Source organism: Flavobacterium collinsii, from assembly GCF_946903285.1.
Taxonomy (GTDB): Bacteria; Bacteroidota; Bacteroidia; order Flavobacteriales; family Flavobacteriaceae; genus Flavobacterium; species Flavobacterium collinsii.
Window position 1 is genome coordinate 1,300,694 of record NZ_OX336425.1, and the last position, 13,606, is coordinate 1,314,299.

The following is a 13,606-nucleotide window of genomic DNA, read 5'->3' on the forward strand; positions in this document are numbered from 1 at the left end:
ATTCGTGGCAAAAAAATTAAACTTTTCTACCCATTAAATTCTCGCCAAAAGTTCTAAGAATATCTTTCTTTTCGGCATTAATATCCATTTTTTCTAAAGTTTCAAAAGCTTTAAAAGTATACATCTCTATAGCATCCTGCGTTGCTTTTGAAGCTCCTGATTCATTAAAAATGGTTTTTGCAGTCGCTATTTTATCGGTATTGTCTTCTAATTGTAGGCTGAATAATTGCTCTAATTCTGAAGCTTTTTCAGGAGAAGAAAATTCTCTTGCTTTGAGGTATAAATATGTTTTTTTGTTTTCGATAATATCTCCTCCAACTTGTTTTCCGAAGGTTTCCGGATCTCCAAAAGCATCCAGATAATCGTCCTGAAGCTGGAAAGCAAGCCCTAAATTCAATCCGAAATCATAAATTAAATCGCCTTCTTTTTCAGATGTTTCGGCTACGATGGCTCCCATTTTCATGGCTGCAGCAACCAGAACAGCTGTTTTGTATTCGATCATTTTAAGATATTCCGGAATCGTAACATCGTTTCTTTTTTCAAAATCAACATCCCATTGTTGCCCTTCACAAACTTCAAGAGCAGTTTTGCTGAACAGTTTTGCCAGATTTCTGAAAACATTTGGTTCATATTGTTCAAAATACTGATAAGCGAGAATAAGCATCGCATCGCCGGAAAGAATACCGGTGTTGAGGTCCCATTTTTCATGAACCGTTTCCTGTCCTCTGCGCAAAGGTGCATCATCCATAATGTCATCATGTACAAGCGAGAAATTATGAAAAACTTCAACAGCCATCGCAGCCGGAAGTGCTTTTATATAAGAAGTGTTAAAGACTTCTGCGGCCATCAAAGTAAGTACGGGACGTATTCGTTTTCCGCCAAGGCCGAGAATGTATTCAATAGGAGCGTAAAGATTTTGGGGTTCTTTCTGTATGCTTTGTTTTTTTAAATAACTAATAAAAAAATCCTGGTACTGACTAATATCGTGCATAAAATGAAATTCTGATTTGCGAAGCCCAAAGATACAATTCATTAATCAATTATTCCTTTTTTAAAAATTGAAATGATTTAACAGGGTTTAGAATGGGCTTTAAATCTTCTAATTTGTAAGATGTTAAAATTATTTTAAAAAAAACTTGGAAACTTTTTTGGTATTCAGGGTTTCCTGTCTATATTTGCACCGTTAAACGGAAACTTAGAACACTGTAATAGTTTCCGTGAAAAGTTGAGTAATTTATAACCTCAGTAAAATCAGTAATTTATGAAAACAACATGGACCTTAGATTCTAGCCAATCAGATGTTTTAATCAAAATGAGACATTCGATCATTGCTTATATGGGAGGAACTACAAATAAATTTGGTGGTTATGTGAACATTGAAGACAATGAAATTGAAGATGCATCGGTTGAGTTTTCACTTGACATCAATAACAAAATTGATAATTTTCAGCAAATCGATACGTATTTACAGCTTCAGGACCTGTTTGATGTAAACGAACACCCAATCATTAGTTTTAAATCGACTTCTTTTCAGAAAGTAAACAACAATATAAATTTTTTCAAAGGTGACTTAACCATTAAGGACGTTACTAAGGTAGTAGAACTTGATGCTGAGTTTATAGGGGTCAATACCTACAATGGCGAGAAGAAAGTTGCTTTTGAAATCAAAGGAGATATTAAGCGTCAGGATTTTGGTTTAGATTATAATTCATTCAATCATAATGGAGGTTTGGCTTTAGGAAAAGATATTAAGCTTATCGCAAATTTAGAGTTTAGCATATAAATTATACCTAATGAATAAATTAATGTAAAATTATTACAAAAATCATGGAAACTGTTTTTTTTGATTTTAGTTTCCTAAGTATATTTGTAATGAAATTTGAAAATTAAAATGAAAGAGAAAATTATATCAAAAGCAAGTGAGTTGTTTTTAAAACTTGGTTTTAAAAGTGTTACAATGGATGATATTGCAGGAGAAATGTGTATTTCGAAAAAAACCATTTACAAATACTTTTGCAATAAAGAAGTTTTGATTGAAGAAAGCACATCATTAGTTCATAAACAGGTACATGAAATAATTAATACGATTGTAGCGAAAGGTTATAATGCGATTCATGAGAATTTTGAAATTAGAGAAATGTTTAGAGATATGTTTAAAAATAATATGGATACTTCTCCCATTTATCAATTGAAAAAACACTATCCGGAAATTTATCAAAATATATTGAGTCAGGAGATCGATTTGTGTAGTCATTGGTTCAAAGAGAATATTGAAAAAGGAATTCGTGAGGGACTTTATCGCGAAGATCTGAATATAGACATCTATGTGAAATTTTATTATACACTTATTTTTCACATCAATGAAACGACTGTTTCAGAACGGGAAGCACAAAAAATAGAATTGGAGGCACTGGAATATCACACCAGAGCTATGGCAACAGAAAAAGGAATACCGGAATTGGAAAAACAACTTAAAAAAATTACTATTTAATCATCAATCTATGAAACGAATAATTCTTATATTTTTGTGTTCTATTGGCTTGTCTGCCAGCGCACAAGTCAAAAACCTAACCTTGAAAGAAGCTCTTACGTATGCGCTTGAAAACAAAGCCGACGCGAAAAAAGCAAAATTACAGGTTGAAAACAGTGAGTATAAAATTCAGGAAATACGCTCCAGAGCGTTACCTCAAATTTCTGCTAACGGAAATCTAACTCACAATCCGATAATTCAGACAACCGTAATCGATGGAGCAGGATTTGGTCAGCCGGGAACTACAATTCAGGCAGCATTTGGTCAAAAATGGGTTTCAACTGCCGGAGTTTCTTTAACTCAGGCTATCTTTGATCAGTCTGTTTTTACAGGATTAAGAGCAGCAAGATCTACTCGTGAGTTTTATCAAATAAACGATCAGTTAACAGAAGAACAAGTAATCGAAAGAGTTGCAAATAACTATTATTCTGTTTACGTGCAACGCGAAAGATTGACTTTATTAGACAGCAATTATGTGAATACTACTAAAGTTCGTGATATCGTAAAAGGACAATTTGACAATGGACTGGCTAAGAAAATTGACTTAGATCGTATCATCGTAAAAATGTCAAATATTGATACAGAACGTCAACAAATTAAAAATCAAATTACTTTACAGGAAAACGCTTTAAAGTTTTACATGGGAATGCCTATTGAAACTGTAATAGAGATTCCAAAAGAAGAATTTGAAGTGGTACCGGCTGCCTTAACAGAAGTACCAAATATAGAAAACAGAACTGAGTATCTGCTTTTGAAAAAACAACAAGAACTTTTAGTATTCAACAAAAAAGCAGTTGAAGCAGGATATTATCCAACACTTTCATTAACTGCGGGGTATAACTATATTGGTCAGGGGCCTCAAATGCCATGGTTTGCCAAACCTTCTCAGGGAGTGTACTGGTCAGATTTCTCTGCAATTGCATTAAACCTGCATGTGCCAATTTTTACAGGATTTGGAACTCGTGCAAAAGTAAGACAGGCAGATGTTGAACTAAGATCGCTTGAGGAAGACATCAAGGATACCAAACTTTCGCTTGATTTAGATTATAGAAATGCAATGGCGCAAATCGATAATAACCTTGTGACCATTAATAATCAAAAAGAAAACATGCGCTTAGCGACTGAGATCTTAAGCAATACAAAAAACAATTACCTTCAGGGATTGGCGTCTTTAACAGACTTATTAGATGCAGAAAACGCATCACTTGAAGCACAAAATAATTATACCAGAGCGGTTTTGAATTACAAAATTGCCGAAGTAGCACTAATCAAATCAAAAGGTCAACTTAAAACTCTTATTAAATAACTAATTACAATGAAGAAAACTATTATAACAATCGTAATCATAATTGCAGCCCTGGGTGTGATTGGATATGTCTTAAATAATAATAAGAAAGAGAACAAAGAGAAAACAGATATCGTAGCAGAAAAGAATGCTGCCGTTTCTGTAAAAGTAGCTCCTGTAAAAACAGAAGAAGTTTCATTGGATTTCGTAGCAAACGGAAACTTTCAACCAATTCAACAATTGACATTTTCTGCTGAGAAATCTGGAAAAGTAATTACGGTTCTGGCTAAAGAAGGAGACTACGTAAGAGTAGGTCAAACTTTATTGACGATGAGAGGAGACATTATTAATGTAGATGCTCAGAATGCAGAGGCAGCATATCAAAATGCAAAATCAGATTATAACAGATACGAAAATGCCTTTAAAACCGGAGGTGTTACCAAGCAGCAATTAGACCAGGCAAAACTGGCTTTGACAAATGCTCAGTCTCATTATACACAGGCTAAAATTAATGTTGGTGATACCAGAGTAAAAGCACCAATCAATGGTTTTATCAATAAAAAATACATTGAACCAGGATCTATCTTAACAGGAATGCCAGCAACAGCATTGTTTGATATCGTAAACGTTTCAAAGTTGAAATTGGTAGTTACGGTAAACGAAAATCAGGTTGCGAGTTTAAAAGTTGGAGATCACATTAATGTATCAGCGAGTGTTTACCCGGACAAAACGTTTTCAGGAAAAATTACTTTCATTGCTGCAAAAGCAGATGAATCTTTGAACTTTCCGGTTGAAATTGAAATTACAAACAATACCAATAACGACTTGAAAGCAGGTATGTACGGAACTGCAAACTTTGCATCGAAACAACAAAAACAACACCTTATGGTGGTACCTAGAAATGCATTCGTAGGTAGTGTGAGCAGTAACCAGATTTTTGTAGTAGAAAAAGGTGTTGCAAAATTAAGAAAAGTAACCGCTGGAAGAATTTTGGGTGATAAAGTAGAAATCATCAACGGATTAACTGATGGAGAAACTGTAGTAATTACAGGTCAAATTAACCTGCAAGACGGTAACACAGTAGAAATTATTAAATAAATTAAAGCATTAAGCTATAGGCTGTAAGCATTAAGCTTATTGCCTAAAGTCTAAAGCCTAAAGCAACAAATATGAAATTAGCCGAAATATCCATAAAACGTCCGTCGTTAGTAATTGTACTGTTTACAATTCTAACACTAGGTGGACTGTTTAGCTACAGCCAGTTAGGTTATGAGCTGATCCCGAAATTTGAACAAAACGTTATTACCATTTCTACCATATATCCGGGAGCTTCTCCTAGTGAGGTAGAAAATACAGTGACCAAGAAAATTGAAGATGCGATCGCATCCTTAGAGAATGTCAAGAAAATTGACTCAAAATCGTACGAAAGTTTGTCTATTGTTTCAATTACACTGACATCAAATGCAAAGGTCGATTTCTCTTTGAATGATGCACAGCGAAAAATAAACGCGATTATCAGTGATTTACCCGATGATGTGAAAACACCGGCACTAACCAAGTTCTCGCTGAGTGATTTACCAATCATGACGCTTGGTGCCAACGGAAAAATGGACGAAGCAGCATTTTATGACTTAATTGACAAAAAAATTGCACCTATTTTATCCCGTGTACAAGGTGTGGCTCAGGTAAATATTATTGGTGGTTCAGAGCGTGAAATTCAGGTAAACCTTGATGCATTAAAAATGCAGGGTTATGGACTATCTGTTCCGCAAGTGCAACAAAATATTCTGACCTCGAATCTGGATTTCCCAACGGGTAACATTCAGACACGTGATCAAAAAATATTAATCCGTTTAGCGGGTAAATACAAAAGTGTTGAAGAATTAAGAAACTTAGTGGTTTCTTCTCAAAACGGAATTCAGGTTCGTTTAAGTGATATTGCAGATGTTCAGGATACGCAAAAAATTGCTGAAAAAATATCACGTGTAGATCAGAAAAGTGCGATCGTTTTGCAAATTGTAAAACAATCAGATGCAAATGCGGTTGCAGTAAGTGAGCATTTATTAAAAACAATTGCAATTCTTGAAAAAGATTATAAAGTAAACCAGTTAAAACTGGAAGTTGCAAAAGACAGTACCGTTTTTACATTAGAAGCGGCAGATTCTGTAGTACACGATTTATTGATTGCAGTAGTACTGGTAGCTTTTGTAATGTTGTTCTTCCTGCATAGTATCAGAAACTCATTGATTGTAATGGTATCGATTCCGGCATCTTTGATTGCTACTTTTATCGGTATATATTTAATGGGATATACCCTGAACTTAATGAGTTTATTAGGATTATCTCTTGTAGTAGGTATTCTGGTCGATGATGCGATTGTGGTACTGGAAAACATCTACAGACACATGGAGATGGGGAAAAGCCGAATTCGTGCTTCGTACGACGGAACAGCAGAAATTGGTGGAACGGTAACTTCGATTACTTTAGTAATTGTGGTAGTATTCTTGCCTATTGCTATGAGTTCCGGATTAGTATCTAATATCATTACACAATTCTGTGTTACGGTAATTATTTCGACTTTGTTGTCGCTTTTGGCTTCATTTACTATTATTCCTTGGTTATCATCTCGTTATGGTAAATTAGAGCATATTGAAGGAAAGAATTTATTTGGAAGAATCATTCTTGGTTTCGAAAGTTATTTAACACGTTTTACAGACTGGGTTTCTCACTTGTTAACATGGTGTCTGGATCATTATATTAAAACATTTGCGGTAGTAATTGTATTGTTTTTTGCTTCAACCATAGGTTTAATGGCCGGAGGTTTCATTGGAGGGGAGTTCTTCGCTTCTTCTGATAGTGGGGAGTTTTTAGTTCAAATCGAAATGCCGAAAGACGCTTCGTTAGAGCAAACCAACTTCATGACCCAAAAAGCAGAAGCGTATTTGAAAGCACAGGAATATGTACACAGTCAGATTACAACCGTGGGACAAACTAGTGAAGGTTTTGGAGCATCGCAGGCTACAGCTTACAAAGCAGAGATTGACGTAAAAATGATCGAGCAAAAAGACCGTACAGATGATGCTAACGTTTATGCAGCAAAAATCAAACGTAAGTTAGAGAAAGTACTGGTTGGAGCTAAAGTTAAAACAGTTCCGGTAGGTATCTTAGGAACTGCTGAGGATGCTACATTGGGATTGATCGTAACAGGTCCGTCAACAGAAAGTGCGATGGCATTTGCTAAATTGGCAGAGGCAGAATTACGTACTATTCCGGGAACAACAGAGATTAAATTAACGGTTGAGGACGGAAACCCGGAGATCAACGTTAAGGTAGATCGTGATAAAATGGCAGCATTAGGTTTAACACTTCAAACAGTTGGTTTGACCATGCAGACTGCTTTTAGTGGAAATACCGATGGTAAATACAGAGCTGGTGAATACGAATATGACATTAACATCAGATACAATGCTTTTGATAGAAAAAGTATTACAGACGTTAGTAATTTGATTTTTGTAAATGCAGCTGGTCAACAAATTAAATTGTCGCAGTTTGCAGACATTACAGAAGGATCAGGACCTAGCCAGTTAGAGCGAAGAGATAAATCGGCTTCGGTAACGGTAAAAGGACAAAACGTTGGAGTACCGTCAGGAACAATCGTTCAACAATGGCAAGTGAAGTTAGACAAACTGAAAAAACCTGCTGGTGTAAACTACATCTGGGGTGGAGATCAGGAGAACCAATCGGAAGGATTTGGTACCTTAGGAATCGCTTTATTAGCTGCTATTATTTTGGTTTACCTGGTAATGGTTGGACTTTATGACAGTTTCGTTCACCCGTTTGTCGTATTGTTTGCTATCCCGCTTTCGTTTATCGGTGCGATGTTAGCCTTGGCTTTGACCAACAACTCATTGAACATCTTTACAATTCTGGGGATCATCATGTTGATCGGTCTGGTGTGTAAGAATGCGATCATGCTGGTCGATTACACCAACCAGAGAAGAGCTGCAGGTGAATCAATAAGAACAGCATTAATTCAGGCCAATCACGCTCGTTTGCGTCCAATTTTGATGACAACTATTGCGATGGTATTTGGTATGTTCCCAATTGCATTGGCATCAGGGGCAGGAGCTGAGTGGAAAAACGGTTTGGCATGGGTAATTATCGGAGGATTGATTTCTTCTTTATTCCTTACCTTAATTGTAGTTCCGGTGATTTATAATATCATGGAGAAAATTATTCATAAATTCTCTAAAGGAGAAAAAATCGACTATGAAGCTGAAATGGTGGCCGATTATACGCCAACAGAAGTAAGCGAGGATGGTTTTAATCCTAAACATACCCATTAAGATTTAAAATCTCAATAAAGAAATTCCAAATTCTAATCCCGACACTTCGGGAGGAAATGGTAAAAAAAATCCCAAATTCCGAAAGGAGTCTGGGATTTTTTTATGGTTTAAATTTAGAGAATCTTTTGGGTGTAATTAATATAGCATCTATGTCTCTATGTGTAAAAAATAACTACTCTTAATAGATTATTAGTATGCATGATTAAATGAGAACTTTTTTGATGTGTTGGTTTTCTATAGCCGAGTGTATTCTTGTTGAGATTTCGTTATAATCAGGATTGTAGTTGTCCCATATTTTCCAGACATCGTCTCTTTTTTTGATGAAATACGTTTGCCTGTTTACTTTATTCAGAACTATTGAAGTAACTTCATTTTCGTCCTTCCACTCCAGATTCCAAAATTCTTTTGCTGTGATAATAGCGATGTTCTCGGTAATACTTGAAATCTTAAAATCAAAAATCTCAAAATTAGAGCGGTTGTTCTCGCAGTTAAGATGATATTTTAAGGTTGAATAATTCTCGAAAAGATCCATAATCCTTTTTGCAAAAGGTCCTTCTTTGAACACAAAATCAGACAAGCCTTCAATATTAATCAGTGGTAATTTTTGTAATGAATAAAACTCTTCCTGACAGTAGTCGGCAACCAGTTTTTCAAAAAAGGAGACGGATTCAATTTTGTTCTCCACTTTAACAGCATCTGTGGCTTCCTCATTTAGAAAATGGTTTAAAGAAGGATATCCAATAAAAATAGCCAGTTTGTCGAGACTTTTTAAAAAACGCAAATCAGAGTTTTTGGTTTTAGAAGAATCATTTGTAAAAATCCTTTGTAAGGTCATACTCGAGATAGAGCATCCAAGTTCGTTTCTTTTAGCTCCCTGCATAAATTCTGATTTCTCTAAAACATCAGAAATTATTTCCGACAGGATGATATAATGTGCTCTTTTCCACTCCTGAACACCAGACAAGGTGCTGTTTTGTATAATTGGGTGTGATTGTATGCCTTTTATTAATTTTTCTATAATGATTTCCATGGGCGAATTTTTTTAATAATTGAGGTTCTTTTTCAAGATAATTAAATACAATTCCAGCTAGTTAAATCCCGGTTATAGATTTGTGTGTAAGATAAGTTATTGTTGTGATCTTTTTATTGTTAATGTTATGCCAAAATTACTAATAAATTTGTTAAATAATTTAACAGGCTGAAAATTAACAACAAAAAACCAATAATTATGAAAAAACCACTTATTAAATTCTCAATTAGAAAAATCGCTCTTGTACTGTTTGCATTACTTGCTTTGTACTCTTGTGATAAAGGTAATGATCAGGCTGAAGCCGATGTTCAGGAAAAATTAATGGACGGTGATGTCAATCTTTTGGACAAAGGAAGATACGGACTTGCTCAGATGCCGGATGCTTATTTAAAGAGTATCGAATTTTTAACTCCTGTTGATTACCGTGCCAGAATCGCTGAGTTAAGACCGGATTTAATTACAAGTACTCAGAAAATGTCTTTGACGGCTAAAGTTGCGGCAGCCAAAAACTTACCAACGCCACCGGTTGGAGATCAGGGAAGCGAAGGTTCCTGTGTAGGCTGGGGAGTAGGATACGCAGCACACAGTATTGCCCGATACCTTAATAACACTGTTCATCAAAGTAATTGGAGTGGTGCTTCGAGAAGTGCGGCATATGTTTACAATCAAATAAAATTAGGCAATTGCGGAGCGGGTTCTTATCCGAATGACGCCATGAATTTGATCAAAAATCAGGGAGAATGTTCAGATGTTCAAATGCCGTATGTTGCCGGAGGCTGTTTTACACAACCTTCTACACAGCAGAAAAACTGGGCGGCTGCCAGAAAATCAGGAGGCTGGTTTAACGTAAATCCTAGAAGTACGGCAGATATTAAGTATTATCTAAACCAAAATTATGCTGTTGCAGTATGTTTTGACGTGAATCAGAGTTTTTATGATATCCGTAACAACAACCATGTTTGGTCCAGTCTTTACGGCAGCAGACAGGGAGGTCACTGTGTTTGTATCGTAGGATATGACGATGCGACCGGACTCTTTAAAGTACAAAACTCTTGGGGATCAGGTTGGGGACGCAGCGGTTTCTTTTATGTAACATACAACAATATTGCAAACGGTGCCTTCAATTGGGCAGGATGTATTATTCCTAATCCAGGAGCAAATTCTTAACGATAGGTTCGTTTAATTAAAAAAGGGACCGCCTGAATTTAGACGGTCCCTTTTATTTTTAATAGAAAGTTTGTAGTACTTAATGGTTTTATTTCTTAACAATTTTAATTGTTTTAAGCTGCCCTTCTGCTTTTACTTTTAAGAAATAAAATCCAGCGGCAACATTCGACAAATCAATTTCAGAATGAGTATCGTTTATTTTCTTCGCTAAAACAGATTTTCCGGATACTGATATTAGCTCAATTTCATCAATAACAGAAGTATTATGTATTGATAAAGTATGGTGAACAGGGTTTGGATAAAATTTAAAATCAGGTAAAACAAAATCTGATGTAGCAAGCGATCCGTTTACTTTTGCAGTAACCGCAAGACGTTCTGTACTTTCGATTCCGTCAATGGTTTGAGAAGCATAATAGGTAACTCCATCTACCAAAAGAGTGGTCGGAGGTAAAGGAGTTTCTGAAGTTTTACTCGTTTTGCCAGTTGAAATACCTTTAGTGCTGTACCATTTTATATTCTGACCTTCAATGATCAAATCACCTAAAGTCTGCCCTGTTTTAAATGTGACCGCGATTTCTTTTTTGCCATTAATTAAAGGAGCTGGAGGATTTACTACAATCGAAATAGATTCCACACAGCCATTTTGATCCCTTACAACTATGCGATATACTCCATAAGTAGCGATGGTAAAAATGTTATTGGATTGAAAAACGGCTCCATCTATTGAAAATTGATAATTACCAGAACCACCGGCAGCAGTAACGGTTATGGTTTGATTGTTTACAGTTGCAACTGCGGTTACAGGTACAGGCGGAGCCAAATGAATAGCGATAGTCTGCTTACAATCGTTAGCATCTTTTATGGTTATAACATGATCACCGGGATTTAGCCCTGTAAAAGTTGTGGTAGACTGAAAGGCATTTTGAAAAGAACCTCCGTTTATCGAATACAGGTAAGGGGCTTTGCCACCATTAGCGATAACTTGCGCTATTCCTTTTGAGAAGCAGGTTACCTGAGATACAATCGCTACAGTCGCAACAAACGAATCTAAAGGCACTATTTTAAAAGTAAGAGCGTAGGTAGCATTGTTAGCGTCGCGAACGGTTATCGAGTAATTTCCGGGAGCTAAATTAGAAAACACATTTGAAGTCTTTGCAGCTTCATTATCTAGTGAATAGTTGTAAGGAGCAATTCCTCCGTTAGCCGTAACCGTTACTTTTCCTAAAGAACTACAAGTGACAGGGATAACTTCAGTGGTAGCCGAAAGAGGCGGAGCGGGAATCACATTTATTCCTCCTTGCATATAACCGCAACCGTAAACATCTGTAACCTGTGCCGTATAAACACCAAGTGGTAATTTGGTAAAAACTCCGTTATCTTTTGGGCCTGCGATTACAACTCCTAAATTGTTTTGTAAAGAATACAGATAAGGAGCAGTTCCTCCTTTTGCATTAACAATGATACCCTGATCATTTATCGGGATTGCTGTTGCTGACAAACCTTCTGTTGGTTCTGAAATATGAACGCTGGCTAATGCTGTACAGCCATTGGCATCCTGTACGGTAATGTTATAAGTTCCGGTACGCAGATTAGTAAAAGTGGAAGCTGAACTGAATGGACCTCCATCGATGGCATATTTATAAGGAGCTTTTCCACCGGTTGTTTCCACCGATGCTGAACCGGTGTTGTCTCCTTTACAGCGAACATTTGAAAAAGTAGTTACATTAACCAATGGACGATTTAGAGGAGAAATTTCGAGAATAAACTGGATTTCGGTGTTTTCTGCGTCACGTACTTTTACCGTATAAATTCCGGCGGTCAATCCGCTAAAAATATTCAAAGTAACAAACGTATTTCCGTTGTCCGCTGAAAATTTGTAAGGAGCTTTACCTCCCGACGCAACCACTGTTATTGTTCCTGTTGGAATAGAGCAGGTTATTGGTGATATATTTACAGTAGCAGCTAATACGGCGGGCTTTTTAAGAATAGAAATGTTGGTTTGTGATGCGATACAATTAGTGGCATCGTTCACCAGAACACCATAAGTTCCCGATTTCAAACCTGTAAAACTATTTGATGGCTGAGAAGGTTTAAGAGGATTACCTGCGTTATCGGTTAGGGTATACGTATAAGGTTTAAGGGCTCCATTGGCGGTAACGGTTATAGTACCGTCATTGTCATCGTTAGTTGTAGCGTCTGTTTTTGCTGTTGCTATGGAAAGAGGAACAAATTCGGCTATCGTGACATTAGCATAACGTACTACATTTTGGACATCCTTTACTTCAAAAACATAATCTCCTGCGGCAAGGTTCGAAAAAACATTTATAGGTTGATAAGGACCTTTGTTGACTGCGTAAAGGTACGGAGTACTTCCTCCTGCTGCAAAGACACTAACTCTAGCCTTCTCAATACAGTCAATAGGTTTTAATATCTGGGTTCCTATAGCCAGTGGATAATAAACATTCACCGATTCTGATGTTACACAACCCTGAGCATCTTTTACCCTAAAAGTGTATGATCCGACAGGCATATTTGAAAAAACATAGCTCGTTTGATAATTGATTCCATCCAAAGAATATTGATAAGGAGATGTTCCTCCTGAGGCACTAACCACTACCGTTTGATTTTCAGTAAATAGCTTTACTGTCAAAGCAGAAGGTTCGGTAATCTGAAACATCTGAAGCATCGATTGACAACCTAAGGCATCTTTTACAGCAATGGTATGTGTGCCTGCTGACAAGTTAGTAAAAGTACCTATGGGGTTACCGATATGAACGGTAAAAGAGCCTCCATCCAGACTATAAGCATAAGGTGTTTTGCCTCCTGATGGAGCTACAGTTAAAATACCATTGTTTTCTCCTTTACATCTTACAGGTGTTGTAAGGGGTATAGCATTGATCTGATTGTATATTTTTAAATTAAAATAGTTTGTTGTAACAGTTCCTTTATTGTCTATTCTGGCATAAATAGTGGTAGACGGTGCGGTACTATTGTAGGAGGCAGGCTGTGCAATTGCGTTTGTATTTGCAGTAGCTTCCTGAGCGCTTACGTGATAGCTAATCGTAGTTTCTACCGGATTTAAATTACCAAGTAAAGCGGACTGATTGAGCGTTAAATTAAATCGGGTATCCCCATAACAATGCTCTATATCATTGACCTGAGCATAAAAATAATTAGAAAACAGTAAAATAAAAAAAAGTAGAGTTTTTTTCATACGTATAGGTTTGTTAAAATAGCCAAGCAAATAT

9 protein-coding genes are annotated in these 13,606 nt (G+C 36.4%); 6 read left to right on the top strand and 3 right to left on the bottom strand.

All coding sequences use genetic code 11. The features are described from left to right. Positions 1-16 precede the first annotated feature (16 nt). Positions 17-991, bottom strand: coding sequence for a polyprenyl synthetase family protein (locus tag OGZ34_RS05810; protein ID WP_263362416.1), 975 nt, complete (start codon positions 989-991; stop codon positions 17-19). A 270-nt stretch (positions 992-1,261) separates the two neighbouring features. Between OGZ34_RS05810 and OGZ34_RS05815 the strand changes: the two genes are divergently transcribed. The 5 genes from OGZ34_RS05815 (at position 1,262) to OGZ34_RS05835 (ending at position 8,161) form a co-directional block, all read left to right on the top strand. Beyond that, a complete protein-coding gene (locus tag OGZ34_RS05815) occupies positions 1,262-1,783 on the top strand; it encodes a YceI family protein (RefSeq protein WP_173965334.1) in 522 nt (173 codons plus the stop codon). A 108-nt stretch (positions 1,784-1,891) separates the two neighbouring features. Further along, positions 1,892-2,491, top strand: coding sequence for a TetR/AcrR family transcriptional regulator (locus OGZ34_RS05820; RefSeq protein WP_263362417.1), 600 nt, complete (start codon positions 1,892-1,894; stop codon positions 2,489-2,491). 10 nt (positions 2,492-2,501) lie between these two features. Beyond that, positions 2,502-3,836: a TolC family protein gene (locus tag OGZ34_RS05825; RefSeq protein WP_263362418.1), complete on the top strand. Its 1,335-nt coding sequence runs from the start codon at positions 2,502-2,504 to the stop codon at positions 3,834-3,836. 9 nt (positions 3,837-3,845) lie between these two features. Then, entirely contained in the window at positions 3,846-4,913 is a 1,068-nt protein-coding gene (locus tag OGZ34_RS05830) for an efflux RND transporter periplasmic adaptor subunit (RefSeq protein ID WP_173965331.1), read from the top strand. Between the two features lie 71 nt (positions 4,914-4,984). Continuing rightward, positions 4,985-8,161, top strand: a complete 3,177-nt coding sequence (locus OGZ34_RS05835; RefSeq protein ID WP_173965330.1) for an efflux RND transporter permease subunit — start codon at positions 4,985-4,987, stop codon at positions 8,159-8,161. Positions 8,162-8,363: 202 nt separating this feature from the next. Here the strand turns inward: OGZ34_RS05835 and OGZ34_RS05840 are convergent, their stop codons facing one another. Continuing rightward, complete coding sequence (locus OGZ34_RS05840) at positions 8,364-9,191, bottom strand: hypothetical protein (protein WP_263362419.1); 828 nt, start codon at positions 9,189-9,191, stop codon at positions 8,364-8,366. A gap of 198 nt (positions 9,192-9,389) precedes the next feature. Here OGZ34_RS05840 and OGZ34_RS05845 point away from each other — a divergent pair, with 198 nt between their 5' ends. Beyond that, complete coding sequence (locus tag OGZ34_RS05845) at positions 9,390-10,358, top strand: C1 family peptidase (RefSeq protein ID WP_173965328.1); 969 nt, start codon at positions 9,390-9,392, stop codon at positions 10,356-10,358. An 88-nt stretch (positions 10,359-10,446) separates the two neighbouring features. Here the strand turns inward: OGZ34_RS05845 and OGZ34_RS05850 are convergent, their stop codons facing one another. Continuing rightward, positions 10,447-13,572 (bottom strand): T9SS type A sorting domain-containing protein, encoded by a 3,126-nt coding sequence (locus tag OGZ34_RS05850; RefSeq protein WP_263362420.1) that lies wholly within the window; start codon positions 13,570-13,572, stop codon positions 10,447-10,449. Positions 13,573-13,606: the final 34 nt, after the last annotated feature.